At 67.1% G+C, this 16604-nt stretch carries 14 protein-coding genes; 10 read left to right on the top strand and 4 right to left on the bottom strand.

Annotated elements, in window-relative coordinates:
- Positions 1–490: 490 nt before the first annotated feature.
- Positions 491–1882: a class II fumarate hydratase gene (gene fumC, locus AOZ53_RS30375; RefSeq protein ID WP_054490716.1), complete on the bottom strand. Its 1392-nt coding sequence runs from the start codon at positions 1880–1882 to the stop codon at positions 491–493.
- Positions 1883–2053: 171 nt separating this feature from the next.
- Between fumC and tsaE the strand changes: the two genes are divergently transcribed.
- The 3 genes from tsaE to AOZ53_RS30365 all read left to right on the top strand — a co-directional run bounded on the left by tsaE (position 2054) and on the right by AOZ53_RS30365 (position 6681).
- Complete coding sequence (tsaE, locus tag AOZ53_RS33980; protein ID WP_054461055.1) at positions 2054–2593, top strand: tRNA (adenosine(37)-N6)-threonylcarbamoyltransferase complex ATPase subunit type 1 TsaE; 540 nt, start codon at positions 2054–2056, stop codon at positions 2591–2593.
- Complete coding sequence (locus AOZ53_RS30370; protein ID WP_054434597.1) at positions 2521–3900, top strand: N-acetylmuramoyl-L-alanine amidase; 1380 nt, start codon at positions 2521–2523, stop codon at positions 3898–3900. Before tsaE ends, AOZ53_RS30370 begins: the two co-directional genes overlap by 73 nt.
- 342 nt (positions 3901–4242) lie before the next feature.
- A complete protein-coding gene (locus AOZ53_RS30365) occupies positions 4243–6681 on the top strand; it encodes a TonB-dependent receptor domain-containing protein (protein WP_231690711.1) in 2439 nt (812 codons plus the stop codon).
- Between the two features lie 42 nt (positions 6682–6723).
- Here AOZ53_RS30365 and AOZ53_RS30360 read toward each other — a convergent pair whose 3' ends face one another.
- Positions 6724–7362, bottom strand: a complete 639-nt coding sequence (locus AOZ53_RS30360) for a VTT domain-containing protein (protein ID WP_085943738.1) — start codon at positions 7360–7362, stop codon at positions 6724–6726.
- Between the two features lie 98 nt (positions 7363–7460).
- Here AOZ53_RS30360 and mutL point away from each other — a divergent pair, with 98 nt between their 5' ends.
- The 3 genes from mutL to AOZ53_RS30345 all read left to right on the top strand — a co-directional run bounded on the left by mutL (position 7461) and on the right by AOZ53_RS30345 (position 10944).
- Entirely contained in the window at positions 7461–9407 is a 1947-nt protein-coding gene (mutL, locus tag AOZ53_RS30355; protein WP_054490713.1) for a DNA mismatch repair endonuclease MutL, read from the top strand.
- A gap of 3 nt (positions 9408–9410) precedes the next feature.
- Positions 9411–10367 carry a tRNA (adenosine(37)-N6)-dimethylallyltransferase MiaA gene (gene miaA / locus AOZ53_RS30350; RefSeq protein WP_054490711.1) on the top strand — a complete coding sequence of 319 codons (957 nt, stop codon included), beginning with the start codon at positions 9411–9413 and terminating at the stop codon, positions 10365–10367.
- 82 nt (positions 10368–10449) lie between these two features.
- Entirely contained in the window at positions 10450–10944 is a 495-nt protein-coding gene (locus AOZ53_RS30345) for a hypothetical protein (RefSeq protein ID WP_054434606.1), read from the top strand.
- Between the two features lie 63 nt (positions 10945–11007).
- Here AOZ53_RS30345 and purM read toward each other — a convergent pair whose 3' ends face one another.
- Complete coding sequence (purM, locus tag AOZ53_RS30340) at positions 11008–12057, bottom strand: phosphoribosylformylglycinamidine cyclo-ligase (RefSeq protein WP_006393058.1); 1050 nt, start codon at positions 12055–12057, stop codon at positions 11008–11010.
- Positions 12058–12367: 310 nt separating this feature from the next.
- Between purM and hda the strand changes: the two genes are divergently transcribed.
- Genes hda through AOZ53_RS30320 form a run of 4 tightly spaced genes read left to right on the top strand, consistent with a single transcriptional unit; the run spans position 12368 to position 15631 of the window.
- On the top strand, positions 12368–13069 hold the full coding sequence (gene hda, locus AOZ53_RS30335; protein WP_054434608.1) for a DnaA regulatory inactivator Hda: 702 nt from the start codon (positions 12368–12370) through the stop codon (positions 13067–13069).
- Entirely contained in the window at positions 13066–13764 is a 699-nt protein-coding gene (locus AOZ53_RS30330) for an HAD family hydrolase (protein WP_054434610.1), read from the top strand. The genes hda and AOZ53_RS30330 overlap by 4 nt, the downstream gene beginning before the upstream one ends.
- Complete coding sequence (gene pcnB, locus AOZ53_RS30325) at positions 13765–15144, top strand: polynucleotide adenylyltransferase PcnB (RefSeq protein ID WP_054434613.1); 1380 nt, start codon at positions 13765–13767, stop codon at positions 15142–15144.
- 4 nt (positions 15145–15148) lie between these two features.
- On the top strand, positions 15149–15631 hold the full coding sequence (locus tag AOZ53_RS30320) for a 2-amino-4-hydroxy-6-hydroxymethyldihydropteridine diphosphokinase (RefSeq protein WP_054490710.1): 483 nt from the start codon (positions 15149–15151) through the stop codon (positions 15629–15631).
- Positions 15632–15695: 64 nt separating this feature from the next.
- On the opposite strand, the gene AOZ53_RS30315 is transcribed toward AOZ53_RS30320, so the two are convergent.
- Complete coding sequence (locus AOZ53_RS30315; RefSeq protein WP_054490708.1) at positions 15696–16592, bottom strand: sugar kinase; 897 nt, start codon at positions 16590–16592, stop codon at positions 15696–15698.
- Positions 16593–16604: the final 12 nt, after the last annotated feature.

Here is a 16604-nt window from a genome sequence, read left to right as displayed (position 1 = left end):
ACGGGGTCTGGCGCACCGGGCAAGCCTTCGATCCCGGGAGGTTGAACCTGAAAACAGCTTGATCCGGACCATAGAATCTCGTCCTCGCCTGCGGCGACTCCTTCGGATTCCCTCGGGCGCATCGAGGTTGCTCACACGGCCCAACGCCGCCACGAGGGGCTACGGGGTTTGAGAAATGTTGCGCTGCTGGGCCTGGGGACAGGGAGGGGATTTGCGTTGCCCGCCAGGGCCGGCCGCGCGGGCGGCCGGACCTGGCATACGTGGTTGTGGGCGTCGGAGCGGCGTGCGCTGCGCGTTTGCGCGGACGGCGCGCAATGGCGGCGATGACAAAGCGCGCAGTGCGTCGTGATGAGAGATTGAAACGACGGGGAGGAGCCACATCCTGTGGGTGGAGAGCGGGTCGGTCAGTGACGTGGTGCGGCAGCGCCATCAAGCGCGGCGCGCAAAAAAAAGCCGCCCCTCTCGGGGCGGCGTTTTTTTTGCGGCGGGATTACTTGGCGGCGTTGGTCATGCTGCCGGGGACGACCCATTCGGCGAATTGGGCTTCGGTGACGTAGCCCAGGGCCAGCGCCGATTCCTTCAGGGACAGGCCTTCCTTGTGCGCCTTCTTGGCGATCTGGGCGGCCTTGTCGTAGCCGATGTGGGGGTTCAGGGCGGTGACCAGCATCAGCGAGCGGTCGACCAGTTCGGCGATGCGGTCGCGGTTGGGCTGGATGCCGGCGGCGCAGTGCTGGTCGAAGCTGGCCATGCCGTCGGTCAGCAGGCGCACCGACTGCAGGAAGTTGTGGATCACCAGGGGCTTGTAGACGTTCAGTTCGAAGTTGCCGCTGGCGCCGCCGATGTTGATGGCGACGTCGTTGCCCAGGACCTGGGCGGCCAGCATGGTGATGGCTTCGCACTGGGTCGGGTTGACCTTGCCCGGCATGATGGAGCTGCCGGGTTCGTTTTCGGGGATGCTGATTTCGCCCAGGCCGGAACGCGGGCCGCTGGACAGCCAGCGCACGTCGTTGGCGATCTTCATGAGGCCGGCGGCGAGCGACTTGAGGGCGCCGTGGGCGAACAGCAGGGCTTCGTGCGAGGCCAGGGCCTGGAACTTGTTGGGCGCGGAGACGAAGGCGGTTTCGGTGGCGTGGGCCAGTTCGGCCGAGACCTTGGCGCTGAACTGCGGGTGGGCGTTCAGGCCGGTGCCGACGGCGGTGCCGCCGATGGCCAGCTGGTGCAGGCCCGGCAGCGTGGCGCGGATCTGCTGTTCGGCCAGGTCGAGCTGGGCGACGTAGCCGGACAGTTCCTGGCCCAGCGTCAGCGGGGTCGCGTCCTGCAGGTGGGTGCGGCCGATCTTGACGATGTCGTAGAACTCGGCGCTCTTGGCGGCGAAGGTGGCGCGCAGGGTCTTCAGGACCGGCAGCAGGTGGTGCTCGACCTGGACGGCGGCGGCCACGTGCATGGCGGTGGGGAAGGTGTCGTTGGACGACTGGCCGCGGTTGACGTGGTCGTTGGGGTGCACCTTGCGTTCTTCGCCGCGCACGCCGCCCAGCAGTTCCGAGGCGCGGTTGGCCAGCACCTCGTTCATGTTCATGTTGCTCTGCGTGCCCGAGCCGGTCTGCCACACGGACAGCGGGAATTCGTTGGGCCACTTGCCGGCGATGACTTCATCGGCGGCGCGGATGATGCCGTCGGCGATCTTGGAATCGAGTTCACCCAGGTCGGCGTTGACCTTGGCGGCCGCGCGCTTCAGGCGCGCCATCGCGATGACCAGCGGCTCGGGCATCTTTTCGGTGGAGATCGCGAAAAAATGCAGCGAACGCTGCGTCTGCGCGCCCCAGAGGTGATCCTCGGGGACTTCGATGGGGCCAAAGGTGTCTTTTTCGATGCGGGTCTTCATGGCGCTTACTGCTCCGTGGCGGCGTCCGTCGCGGCCCGAGGCGTGGCGCCAGGCCGGACTTATTTGAGAATAGCAATCACTTATAAGATTAGCAGAAACCCGAATTCCTATAATTGCGTTCAATCCGTGTTCCCATCCTGACCTTTTACCACTCGCCTCCCGACCCGCGCCATGTCCGCCCCCCTCAGCAGCCTGACCCTGCACCTGCCCGACGAAGCCGCCACGGAAGCGCTGGCGCGCCAGCTCGCCCCCCTTGTCTCCGGCCGCGAAACCGGGCTGGCGGGCGCATGTATCCACCTTCAGGGAGACCTGGGGGCAGGAAAAACGGCCTTCTCCAGGGCATTGTTGCGGGAATGCGGCATCACAGGCCGAATCAAGAGTCCAAGCTACGCGCTGCTTGAATCCTATAAAGTTTCTAACTTATACTTCTATCACCTTGATTTTTATAGATTTAGTGATTCGCGCGAATGGTTGGACGCCGGATTCCGGGATTTGCTGCGTGAGGATGCGGTCGTTTTGATTGAATGGCCGGAACGGGCCGAGGGCCTGTTGCCCCCTCCCGACCTGCAGATTTCCCTGGCGTACGCAGGCCAAGGACGCGATGTCACGCTGACCGCGCACACCGCTCGAGGACAAACATGGTTGAACGCGATTGTCCCCCCGCCCGACACGGCGCCCTCCCCGCGGCAGGCGCCACCCGACGTCGCCTGATCAGCGTCGCCGCCACCCTGCTCGTCCTGCCGGTGGTGCCGCGCCTGGCGCAGGCCGCCACCATCCTGGCCGTGCGTACCTGGCCGGCCGACGAATACACCCGCGTCACGCTGGAACTGGACAGCGAGCTCAAGGCCGAACAGTTCACCCTGGAGAATCCCCACCGCCTGGTGGTTGATATCGAGGGACTGACCCTGAGCGCCGCCCTCAACGACCTGGTGTCCAAGGTCCGCCCCGACGATCCCTACATCCAGAGCCTGCGCGTGGCGCAGAACCGGCCCAACGTGGTGCGGCTGGTGTTCGACCTGAAGCAGGCCGTGGCGCCGCAGGTGTTCACGCTCAAGCCGGTGGCCGACTACCAGTACCGCCTGGTGCTGGACCTGTATCCCAAGATCGCGCAGGACCCGCTGGTCGCCATCCTGAACAAGAGCGGTCCCGACGCCGACGATCCGCTGGCGCGCATCCTCGAAGACATCCAGCGCAATCCGGCCGCCCGCGCCGACCCGCCCGAACCGCCGCGCGTGCGCGGCCAGCAGCCGGCCGCGCCGCTGCCGGTGCCGAAGTCGCCGCCCGCCAGCGCCGGCCGCGGCAAGCAGCGCATGCTGACCATCGCGCTGGACCCCGGCCATGGCGGCGAGGATCCGGGCGCCATCGGCGGCAGCGGCCTGCGTGAAAAAGACGTGGTGCTGCGCATCGCCCGGCGCCTGAAGGCGCTGATCGACAGCCAGCCCTACATGCGCGCCTACCTGACGCGCGACGACGACTTCTTCGTGCCGCTGCACGTGCGCGTGCAGAAGGCGCGCCGGGTGCACGCCGACCTGTTCGTGTCGATCCACGCCGACGCCTGGATCAAGCCCTCGGCCAACGGCTCGTCGGTGTTCGCGCTGTCGCAGCGCGGCGCCACCAGCGCCCAGGCGCGCTGGATGGCCGACAAGGAAAACGCGGCCGACCTGATCGGCGGCGTCAACCTGGGCAGCCACGACCGCCAGGTGGCCAAGGTGCTGCTGGACCTGTCGACCACCGCGCAGATCAACGACTCGCTCAAGGTCGGCAACGCCTTCCTGGACGAGATCAAAAAGATCAACCGGCTGCACAAGAACAGCGTCGAGCAGGCCGGCTTCGCCGTGCTGAAGGCGCCGGACATTCCGTCGGTGCTGGTCGAGACCGCCTTCATCAGCAACCCGCAGGAAGAGGCGCTGCTCAAGACCACCGCGCACCAGGAAAAGCTGGCGCAGGCCATGCTGACCGGCATCCAGCGCTACTTCACCGCCAACCCGCCGCTGGCGCGGTTGGGCGACGTCAGCTGAGACCTCGCCGGCAACACCAGGGGCCATGCTTGCGCATGGCCCTTTTCTTTTGCGGCCGTCGTCCCCCGGGACCATCAGCCGCCCAGCCTTGTCAACGCACCGCAGCTTGAATCTGGCGCCACCCTCACAAGCGCCGGGTTACCCGATCTTATATACCCGCGGGGACAGGACTCCTCGGCGGACTTTCAGACGAATGCCCGCAGACCTCGGGAGGCGGCCTCGGTAAATTAGCGGCCATCCTTTTGGAAAGATCCATGGCCGCCGCTCCGCCTGCATTGGTGCCCCCCGCCCCGCTCGACGTTCCAGCGCAATCCTGTATTCATCATGCAAGGATCCTGGGACATGAAATGCAGGAATGTATCGCTGGCGACAGCCCTCTTGTTATCCACAACCGCTTATGGCCAGAACACGCCCCATGACACGGCCGCCGGCGAGGTCAGAAATGATGATCAGCGTGGCGTGAAGGTTTTTTCACCCATTACGGTCACCACGACCATCAAGCCGCAAGACGTCACCACGCAATCCATTTCCGCCGATGATCTGAAAAAGACAGGCGGCAATAATTTCGGCACCATCATGCGCTATCAACCGTTGATCAGCGCATCGGGCGTCAATAGCGGCTCGCGCAACGGCAAGTCCGGCTTTGACCGCGGCGGCTACACCGGCTACAACATCCGCGGCCTGGACGGCAACCGCGTGGCGCTGGATGTCAACGGCATTCCCTTGCCGGACGCCACCGGGCGCAGCTACTCGCCCACCACCGGCGAAGACACCTTTGGCATTGGCCGCGACTATATCGACCCTTACCTGTACGGCCAGGTGAACATCACTTCCGGCTCGGCACGGCAGAGCACGGTCAAGAACGTGGTCGGCGGCTCCGTCTCGTTCATCAGCAAATCCCCGGACGCCTATCTCACGGACGGCGAAAGCAGCTATCTGGAGTACACCGGCGAGTTCGACAGCGCCGATCATTCCTGGCACAACGGCATGACCTCCGCGTTCGGCAACGATCGCGCCAGGGCATTGTTCGCCTACAGCCGCCGTGACGGCAAGCAGACACAGAACAACAGCGACTATCTGGATGCCTACCCGATGCGCTGGCACTCCGATGCCGCGCTGCTCAACAGCGTGCTCAATATCGACGGCGGCAACCGGATCGTCGGCACCGTGGATTTCTATCAAAAATCCAGCCGGGAAAGCGCGCCGATGTACCGGAAACTGACCAGCGCCGCCCCACAGGAAAGTATTGTTGGCGGGTCCAGGCAGAACAACGCCACGCAACGCTACTCGATAAGCCTGGCCCATGTCTTCACGCCGGCAAACAATAGCCTGATCGACACGATGGAAAGCAAGGTGTTCTATCAGCGGACGCGCGTCAGCGATGACACCTTTTCAGTCCAGGACACCGTCACATCCTCCAGGTCGTACCGGACCGGGCTGGAGACGGTGAATCCATTGGAGAATGTGTCCACCTTCTCGGATATGAAAACCACGACCTTTGGCTTTCAGAGCGAAATCACCAAGGATTACGGTAATCACGCACTGAATTACGGCGTGAATTTCTCGTCCACGGCGTTCTCCCGGCCGTTCCAACAAATTGGCGAAACCTATCCGACCCTGCAGCCACAGGGTAACAATCGAACCTACGACACGAATGTGTGGCTGGGCGACACCATCACCCTCGGCGCGTTCTCGGTGGTGCCGGGATTGAAGTACTCATGGCACAGGATCAAGCCGCAAGGCTTTGAAGCGCCTTCCGACAATAACGCGCTGGGCGGATTGACGCTGGCGGAAATCAATCAGATACACAGCAAGACGTTCACGGACGCAAAGCCATTGCCCTCGTTGACCGTCATGTATGCGTTGAACCCGGAGCTCAGCACCTATCTGCAATACAAGCGCGGCGTCTCCTATCCCACCAGCAGCCAGATCGCGGGAATCTGGCTGCATCCCAAGATTGGGCGCGCCTCGCCGGCCATGGTCGGCAATTCAGACTTGAAATCCGAGACCAGCAATCAGTTTGAATTCGGGGTCGTCGGTCAGGCTGCCACTGGCATCTCCGTGCGCGGCAACGTCTTCTACAACACCTATGACAATTTCATCTATAACCGCAAGTACGCATTGAGGGATTACACGACGGGCGCGCCGAAACCCGGCGTTGACAGCCTGCTCGCCAAGCTTCCCGCCTCGATCTCCAGCCTCACCATCGCGGAGAACCGTGACAAGGCGTACATCTATGGCGCCGAACTGGTGACCCGGATCAATTATGGCGCGCTGCTTGGGGCGGCCAGCGGATTGAGCAGCACCTTTGCCGTAGGCTACAACCAGGGCAAATCGAAATCATCCTATTCCGGCGATGACTGGGTGGATCTGGACAGCGTGCTGCCCGTCAAGGCCATTGCATCACTGGCCTGGGATGACCCTGAAAACCGTTATGGCGCGAGCCTCACCGCCACCTTTGTCAAGGGCAAGCAGGCCACCGACCCGGTGCGGCAGAACTTCTCGAACAATGGCAGCTTCACGTTTGAAAAATATGCCGAGAAATACGAGAAGAACTACAAGTACATCCCGGGCTACAGCATTTTCGACCTGGCGGCCTACTACAACGTGAAGAAGCACCTGACCGTGGCGATGGGCATCTACAACCTCACCAATCGCAGATACTGGGATTACGCCAGCAACAAGAAAATGACCATGACCTCGGAGCAGGATCAGCGCGATATCGCTCTGGGCACAGCGTCTGGCAGAACTTACCAGTTGAGCGTCACCGCGATTTTCTAGTTTCGTCCTTTCCCTCGCGGCGGCTGGGCGCCCGTCGGCCCCCTAGCCGCCCCGGCGCGCGCGCAGCAGCTTGAACAGCGCCGCGCCGACCACCGGCACCACGGCCGCGGCCAGGCCGATCAGGACGATGGTGTTCAGGTGTTCCTTCACCAGCGGGATGTTGCCGAAGAAATAGCCCGCCGCCACCAGGCTCACCACCCACAGCAGCGCGCCCAGGATGTTGAACAGCTGGAAGCGCGACAGCGGCATGTCGGCCACGCCCGCCACGAACGGCGCGAAGGTGCGCACCACCGGAATGAAACGCGACATGACGATGGTCTTGCCGCCGTGCTTCTCGTAGAACGCGTGCGTGCGCATCAGCGCGCCGCGGTCCAGGAAGCGCAGATTCATCGAAAACACGCGCGGCCCGATGTAGCGGCCGATGGCGTAGTTCACGCTGTTGCCAGTGATGGCCGCCACGATCAGCAGCGCCCCCAGCAGCACCGGATCGAGGCTGCCCGTGGCGCCGAAGGCGCCGGCGATGAACAGCAGCGAATCGCCCGGCAGGAACGGCAGCACCACCAGCCCGGTTTCCGCGAAAACGATCAGGAACAGCACCAGATAGACCCACACGCCATACTGCTGGACCCAGACCCCGAGGGTCTGGTCGATGTGGAGCACCATTTGGAAAAATTCAAGCATCAATACGTCCCTGAAAGCGGAAGGCGGAATCAGGCAACGACTATAGCCCACCCTATCCAGAGGCTAAAATCATCCCTATAGCTACACCGGAACACCCCATGACAGAACGCCGCTCCATTCTTGCGCTGCCCGACCTGCTGATCAGCCAGATCGCCGCGGGCGAAGTGATCGAGAGACCCGCCTCGGTGCTCAAGGAAATCCTCGAGAACGCCATCGACGCCGGCGGGCGCGCGATCGAAGTGCGCCTGGAGGGCGGCGGCATCCGCCGCATCGCCGTGACCGACGACGGCGGCGGCATTCCCCCGGAAGAGCTGCCGCTGGCGCTGGCGCGCCACGCCACCAGCAAGATCCGCAACCTGCACGAGCTGGAATCGGTCGCGTCCATGGGCTTCCGCGGCGAGGCGCTGGCCTCGATCGCCTCGGTGGCGCAGGTGTCCATCATCTCGCGCACGCGCGACGGCGAGCATGCCTGGCAGATCCAGGCCGGCAGCATGCAGGTCACCCCCGCCTCGGGCCCGCCGGGCACCACCGTGGACGTGCGCCAGCTGTTCGACGCGGTGCCGGCGCGCCGCAAGTTCCTGCGTTCCGAAGCCACCGAGTTCGGCCACTGCGTCGACGCCATGGAGCGCATCGCCCTGGCCCATCCGCAGATCGCCTTCCGCCTGTTCCACCACGACCGCGCGCAGCGCCAATGGCTGCCGGCCGAGCCGCCGCAGCGCATCCGCGACGTGCTGGGCGCGGAATTCGCCGAGCACGGCCTGCTGCTGTCGCACAGCGTCGGCACGGTCAGCCTGGCCGGCATGATCACCCGCCCCACCGCGGCCCGCGCCCGCGCCGACCGCCAATACCTGTACGTCAACGGCCGCTACGTGCGCGACCGCACCGTCAGCCACGCGCTGCGCGCCGCCTATGCCGACGTGCTGCATGGCGACCGCCAGCCGGCCTACGTGCTGTTCCTGGACATCGACCCGGCCGCGGTCGACGTCAACGTGCATCCGGCCAAGCACGAGGTGCGCTTCCGCGACAGCGGCGCCGTGCACCGCTTCGTCAGCCACGCGGTCAGCCAGACGCTGGCGCAGACCGGCGGCTCGTCGGCGGTGGCGCCGACCACGGCCGCGCGCGATGACGATGGGGGATTCGAGACCGTGGCGCCGTCCGCGCCCACGGCGCCCGGCGGCTTGCCCGCCTCCGCGCCGGCCGACACGCCCCGCCCCGGCTACACCGGCGCCAGCCCGGGCGCCGCGCCCGCCTACGGCCTGCGGCCCTCGCCGACGCCGCAGCGCCCGCATACGCAAGTGCCGTTCCGCCTGCACGCCGAGCCGGCCGGGATTCCCGCCGCCGACTGGCAGTCGCTGTATCGCCCGCTGACCGAAGACACCGCCGCGCGCGTCGAGCCGCTGCGCGACGTGGCGGCGCCGGCGCCGCAGGCCGCGCCCGCGCCGACGCTGCCGGCCGACGAGGAGCATCCGCTCGGCATGGCGCTCGGCCAGCTGCACGGCATCTACATCCTGGCGCAGAACCGCCGCGGCATGGTGCTGGTGGACATGCACGCCGCCCACGAACGGGTGGTCTACGAACAGCTCAAGCAGGCGCTGGACGCGCGCAGCCTGCCGCGCCAGGACCTGCTGGTGCCGGTGGTGTTCCACGCCCAGGAAAAGGACGTCGCGGTGGTCGAGGAATTCGAGGAACAGCTCGAAGACCTCGGCTTCCAGATGCGGCCGTCCGGCCCCACCTCGATCGCGGTGCGCTCGGTGCCCGCCATCCTGGCGCGCGGCGACATCGAGACGCTGGCCCGCGCCGTGCTGCGCGACCTGGCCGGCGTGGGCGTGTCGCGCCTCTTGACCGAACAGCGCAACGAACTGCTGTCGACCATGGCCTGCCACGGCTCGGTGCGCGCCAACCGCAAGCTCACGATCGAAGAGATGAACGGCCTGCTGCGGCAGATGGAAGCCACCGAGCGCGCCGACCAGTGCAACCACGGCCGGCCCACCTGGGTGCAATGGTCGGTGTCCGATCTGGACAAGCTGTTCCTGCGCGGGCAATAGGTCTTGCCCGTGCCCGCCGCCCCCCTCGTCATCTGCCTGGCCGGCCCCACCGCGGCCGGCAAGAGCGCGTCCACCCTGGCGCTGGCCGAACGCTGGCCGCTGGAGATCGTCAACGTCGATTCGGCCACCATCTACCGGGGCATGGACATCGGCACCGCCAAGCCGTCGCCGGCCGAGCAGGCCCTGGTGCCGCAGCACCTGCTGGACATCCTCGACCCGGCGCAGTCGTATTCGGCGGCCGAATTCCGCGCCGACGCCCTGCGCCTGATCGGCGAGATCACGGCGCGCGGCCGCATCCCGCTGCTGGCCGGCGGCACCATGATGTACTACAAGGCGCTGCGCGACGGGCTGGACGACCTGCCGCAGGCCGACCCGGCGCTGCGCGCCGAACTCGAAGCGCGCGCCGCCCGCGACGGCTGGCCGGCGCTGCACGCCGAACTGGCGCGGCTCGACCCTGTCACCGCCGCGCGCCTGGCGCCCAACGACAGCCAGCGGATCCAGCGGGCGCTGGAGATCTGCCAGTTGTCGGGCCAGCCCATGTCGGCGCTGCTCGGCCGCCAACGCGCCAGCGCCGGCGGCGACGACAGCCGCTACCTGACCATCAGCCTGGAACCCTCGGAGCGCGCCGCGCTGCACGCGCGCATCGAACAGCGCTTCGACGCGATGCTGGCCAACGGCCTGCTGGACGAGGTGCGCGGCCTGCATGCCCGCGCCGACCTGCACCCGGGCCTGCCCTCGGTGCGCTGCGTCGGCTACCGCCAGATGTGGGCCCATCTCGATGGCGAGATCAGCCTGGACGAAGCCCGCGAGCAAGGCATCGCCGCCACCCGCCAGCTGGCCAAGCGCCAGATCACCTGGCTGCGGGCCCAGCCCGAGCGCGTGATCGTCGACTGCCTGGCGGCCGACGCGGTGGCGCAGACCATCGATGCGGTGGCCACGGCGCTGGCCGACGCGTCCTGACGCACGGGGACGCCCGCCCCCGGACCTGACCTTTCGATGCAACCGGCCCCCCCGCGGCCCCTGATCACTGGAGATCGAACTGATGGACATCGACGAAGCGAACCGGTCCTTTGCCGCCATGCTGCGCAAGCAGAACAAGGCCCTGATCAGCGAAATCCAGCGGTTGCTGCAGGCGCGTCCGTTCACGCTCGACCAGGGCGTTTCCGCGGACACCGTGGACGCCATTCACATCGAATACGACTGGGAGTCGTTCGCGCCCGTCGCGATTCCATTGAACACGCGTTCCGGCTACTGCGGCCGGGGCCTGCGGCTGGCCTTGCCGTCCCCGTTGATTCCGCCAGAGGTCGACGCCGCGTTGACGGAGGCCATGGACAACGAGGACGATGATTTCGGCGATGAACTGCGCGACAAGATGACGGAGACCTACATCGCCTGGTTCCAGGCGGCCTGGCGAGACGCGCGCGCCGTCAACCGGGATATGCGCGGCTTTCTGTCCGTTCACGACACCCTGTGGCGCACGGATCTGGATACGGGGGAAGAATTCCGCGAGGACGAGGGGCGGGTCAAGTTCTTCTAGCCCCGTCGTGAAATGAAAAAACCCGCCACCAGGGCGGGTTTTTTCATTGCGCGGCCAGCCGGCTCAGACCACCACGGTCTGCGGCATGCCTTCGGTCTGGGCGACGATCTCGCCCAGCTTGCTGACCGTTTCGCCCTGCTCGCGCAGCGTGGCGGCGATGGCGTCGGCCTGGGCCGGATCCACCACCAGCACCATGCCGATGCCGCAGTTGAAGACGCGGTACATCTCGGTGTCCTCGACGCCGCCTTGCTGCTGCAGCCACTGGAACAGCTTGGGCATTTCCCAGCTGTCGCGCTGCAGGCGGGCCGACAGGCCGTCCTGGAGGATGCGCGGCACGTTGTCCAGCAGGCCGCCGCCGGTGATGTGGGCCAGGCCCTTGATGGCGGTGCCGTGCTTGGCCAGCGCGGCCAGCACCTGCTTGACGTAGATGCGGGTCGGGGCCATGACCACGTCGACCAGCGGCTGGCCGTGGAAGTCGTCGTCCGGCTTGGCGCCGGCGCGTTCCAGGATCTTGCGCAGCAGCGAGTAGCCGTTCGAGTGCGCGCCGCTGGACGCCAGGCCCAGCACCACGTCGCCGACCTTGATCGACTTGCCGTCGATGATGGCCGACTTCTCGACCGCGCCCACGGCGAACCCGGCCAGGTCGTATTCGCCATCGGGGTACATGCCCGGCATTTCGGCGGTTTCGCCGCCGATCAGGGCGCAGCCCGACAGTTCGCAGCCCTTGGCGATGCCGCCCACCACCGACGCCGCCGTGTCCACCGAAAGCTTGCCGCAACCGAAGTAATCCAGGAAGAACAGCGGCTCGGCGCCCTGCACCAGGATGTCGTTGACGCTCATCGCCACCAGGTCGATGCCGACGGTGTCGTGGCGGTTCCAGTCGAACGCCAGGCGCAGCTTGGTGCCGACGCCGTCGGTGCCGGAGACCAGCACCGGCTCCTTGTAGTTCTTGGGCACTTCGAACAGGCCGCCAAAGCCGCCGATACCGGCCAGCACCCCGGGGCGCATGGTGCGCGCCGCAAGCGGTTTGATACGGTCGACCAGGGCATCGCCCGCGTCGATGTCGACACCGGCGTCACGGTAGGTCAGGGGAGCTTTGGGTTGATTCGTCATGAGAAATGCCGTGGGATATGTAACAATTGCTGGGAATTGGGGTGGAACGCCCTGCATTTTACGATGTTGCGGCCCGGTCCAGGCCGGCGGCCGGCGAAAGCCGCCCGCGGCGGGCGGGACGGCCCCGGGCCGGCGCGGCGCCATTTTGGCGCAAACCCAAGCCAGGCAAAGGGCTTGGACGCGACACCGGCGCCCCGGGTGGTTTAAAGTGTAGGGTTGGCCGATAGCGATTTTGCCAGTTTCTGGCGGGCAACGCCGCCGCCGGCCATGGGCTCGCCCTAGCTATACCCGCCTGATCGATAAACCTCTCATGAACCGCCAGCTGCTGCTCGACGTTCTTCCCGCGCCAGCGCCCTCGCTGAACAACTACATCGCCGGTCCCAACGGAGAGGCGCTGGCGGCCGTGCGCACGCTCGCTCCCGGCCGTGCGCTGTATATCTGGGGCTCGGCCGGTTGCGGCCGCAGCCACCTGCTGCGCGCGCTGACCGCGCGCCCCGACGCCGTCTACATCGAAGCGGCCAACAGCGCCAACATCCTGCGCGTGCTGGCCGAGGCCGACTCCAAGTCGCCCATGCCCAAGTTCGTGGCGGTGGACGACGTGCACCTCATGGACGAGCACCGCCAGGCGGGCTTGTTCGCCCTGTACAACCGCTGGCGCGAATCGGCCGCCACCGGCCGCGCCTTCGCGCTGGCCGTGGCCGGCGACCGCTCGACGCTGTCGATGCCGCTGCGCGAAGACCTGCGCACCCGGCTGGGCTGGGACCTGGTGTTCCGCCTCGACCCGCTGTCCGACGCCGACAAGCTGGCGGCGCTGGCGGCCCAGGCGGCCGAACGCGGCCTGCACCTGGCGCCCGAAATCATCAACTGGATGTTGACGCACCACGAGCGCGACATCCGCAAGCTGGCGGCGTTGCTGGACGCGCTGGACCGCTATTCCCTGGCCACCGGCCGTCCCATCACCCTGCCCCTGCTGCGCGCCATGCTCGCAGACCCTGATTCACAACGCACATGACCTCCCGACGTCTCGCCCTGTTCGACCTGGATCACACCCTGCTGCCGCTCGACAGCGACTACCAATGGGCCGACTATCTGGCGCGCACCGGCCGCGCCGGCGATCCGGACGAGGCCCGCCGCCGCAACGACGACCTGATGGACCGCTACAACCGCGGCGAACTCACCGCCGAACAGGCCGCCGAGTTCATGCTGGGCCTGCTGGCGGCGCACGCGCCGTTCGAGCTTGCCGCCTGGCACGAGGACTTCATGGCCGAGGTCATCCGCCCGTCGATCACCCCCGCCGCGCGCGAGCTGGTCGAATCGCACCTGGAAGCCGGCGACCTGTGCGCCGTGGTCACCGCCACCAACAGCTTCGTCACCGCCCCCATCGCCCGCGCCTTCGGCATCCCCCACCTGGTGGCCACCGACGCCGAAGTCCAGCGCGGCCGCTACACCGGCCGCATCCTCGGCACCCCGAGCTTCAAGGAAGGCAAGGTGGTGCGCGTGAACGACTGGCTGGGCGCCATGGGATTAGGACTTGCGGATTTCTCCGAATCGTTTTTCTATAGCGATTCGGTCAATGATGTTCCACTGCTCGAAAAGGTGACCCGTCCGATCGCCGCCAACCCCAGCCCCACCCTGCGCGCCATCGCCCAGGAACGCGGCTGGCAAGTGATCGACCTGTTCGACCACGTCATAGATGCCAAGTCCTAAATGATCACCGAAACCATAAAAAAATTCGTCGGCCGACTGTTCGCGCCGGCAGCCCGGGGGCCCTTGCGCATCGGACGCGACAAGCACGGCATCGACCGCCGCAACGTCTCGCGCCATGCCATCAAGGTGTGCGAGGTGCTGCGCCAGCACGGCTATGACGCCTACATCGTCGGCGGCGCGGTGCGCGACCTGATCGTCGGGCTGGAGCCCAAGGATTTCGACGTCGCCACCAACGCCACACCCGAACAGATCCGCCCGCTGTTCCGCCGCGCCCGCATCATCGGCCGCCGCTTCCAGCTGGTGCACGTGGTGTTCGGCCAGGAGATCATCGAGACCTCCACCTTCCGCGCGCCCGCCTCGGAAGACCAGGAAACCGACGCCCACGGCCGCATCCTGCGCGACAACGTGTTCGGCACCCACGAGGAAGACGCGGCGCGCCGCGACTTCACCATGAACGCGCTGTACTACGACCCGCACAACGAGGAAGTGATCGACTTCCACAACGGCGTGGCCGATCTGAAGAAGCGCCAGATCCGCATCATCGGCGATCCCGCCAAGCGCTACCGCGAAGACCCCGTGCGCATGCTGCGCGCGGTGCGCTTCGCCGCCAAGCTCAACGGCACGATCGACCCGGCCACGCGCCAGCCGATCCGCACCATGGCCGACCTGATCGAGAACGTGCCGGCCTCGCGCCTGTTCGACGAGATGCTCAAGCTGCTGACCTGCGGCCACGCCATGGACTGCCTGCGCCAGCTGCGCGCCGACGGCCTGCACAACGGCCTGCTGCCGCTGCTGGACGTGGTGCTGGAGCAGCCGGGCGGCGAGCACTTCGTGGAACTGGCGCTGGAGCGCACCGACGCCCGCGTGCGCGCCGGCAAGACCATCAGCCCCAGCTTCCTGTTCGCCGCGCTGCTGTGGCAGCAGGTGGACGTGCGCTGGAAGCAGCTGCGCGCCCAGGGCGAGCACACCATCCCGGCGCTGTCGCAGGCCGCCGACTCGGTGCTCGACGAGCAGACCGAGAAGCTCGCGATCCAGCGCCGCTTCTCGTCGGACATGCGCGAGATCTGGTTCATGCAGCCGCGCTTCGAGCGCCGCATGGGCAAGACCATCTTCCGCATGATCGAACAGCCGCGCTTCCGCGCCGCCTGCGACTTCCTGCAGCTGCGCGCCGCCGCCGGCGAGTTCGACAGCGTGCTGGCGCAGTGGTGGATGGACCTGGCCAACGCCGACGACGCCACCCGCGCCGACATGATCGAGGAAATCTCGCGCCTGCCGCGCGACGCCAGCGAAGGCCCGGCGCCGGCCGCGCGCAAGCGCCGCCCGCGCCGCCGCCCGTCCTCGCGCGGCCCCGCCGCCGGCAATGGCGGCAACGCCGAATAAGGCCATGGCCGCCCCCGTGCGCGCCTACATCGGGCTGGGCGCCAACCTGGGCGACAGCGCGGCCACGTTGCGGGCCGTGCTGGCCGAACTGGCCGCCGCCGACGGCATCGCGGCGGTGACGGCCTCGCCCTTCTATCGCACGGCGCCGGTGGACGCCACCGGCCCGGACTTCGTCAACGCGGTCGCGGCCCTGGACACCACGCTGGCGCCGCTGGACCTGCTGGACCTGCTGCAGGCGCTGGAACTGCGCCATGGCCGCGAGCGGCCCTACCGCAACGCGCCGCGCACGCTCGACCTGGACCTGCTGCTGCATGGCGACGCCGCCATGGCGCACGAGCGCCTGGTCCTGCCGCATCCCCGCATGCAGCTGCGCGCCTTCGTGCTGCGCCCGCTGCGCGACCTGGCGCCGGCGCTGATGCTGGCCGGCCGCGGCCTCGACGCCTGGCTCGGCGACATCACCGACCAGCCGATCGAACGGCTGGACTGAACCGCGCCAGGCGGCGCGGTTCCCGCTTGCCTCCTGATTACCCCACGGATTGGCCCCGGCCGCGTCAGGCCTTGGGCGCGAACGCCAGCATGGCGCGTTCGACGTCGTCCACGCCGGGCAGTCCGGCCTCGTTGCCCAGGTGCTGGATCTTGTGCGCCGAGGCGGCGCGGGCAAAGGTGAAGTGTTCCTTCCAGGCCAGCTCGGGCCGGTTCACGTACGACCAGACATAGGCGCCGTGGAACACGTCTCCCGCGCCGGAGGTGTCGATGATGCGCGCGGCCGGCACGTCCAGCGACGGCAGCGTGTCGACCGCGCCGGTTTCGTCGTACCAGAGCATGCCGCGCTCGCCCAGCGTCACCGCGCCGATGCGGCAGCCGCGCTGCTTGAGCAGGTCCAGCAAGCCGCGCGGCGACAGGTCGAGCTGCTCGCACATGCGTTCGGCGCAGACCGCCACGTCGATGTGGCGCAGCAGTTCGTCGGTGTTCTCGCGCACGCCGCCGCCGTCCAGCGAGGTCAGGATGCCGGCCTGGCGGCAGGCGCGCGCGTAGTGCAGCGCGGCGTCGGGCTGATGGCCGTCCAGGTGCAGCGCGCGGTAGCCGCCGACGTCCAGGCGCGGGAAATCGTTCAGGTAGTCGGCGTCGCGCGCCCGCACGATGGCGCGCTTGCCATGGTTGGGCATGATGAACGACAGCGACGAGCGCCGCACCTGGCGCCCGTGCAGCGTGACGCCGTGCGCGGCCGCCATGTCGGTGTACATGTGGCCGAGCCAGTCCGGCGCCAGCGAGCAGATCAGGTCGGGCCTGGTGCCCAGCTTGCCGCAGGCGAACGCCGCGGTGACGGCATTGCCGCCGAACGACACGGCGTAGTCGCGCGCCACGCTTTTCTCGTCGCCGGTGGGCCATTCGTCGGCCAGCACGGTGACGTCGATATAGGTATGCCCGATAAAGAGCGCTTCGCTCATGAGTCCATCCGC

The organism is Achromobacter sp. 2789STDY5608621, assembly GCF_001299375.1.
GTDB lineage: Bacteria > Pseudomonadota > Gammaproteobacteria > Burkholderiales > Burkholderiaceae_B > Achromobacter > Achromobacter insuavis.
This window is presented reverse-complemented; position numbering and strand designations above follow the sequence as displayed.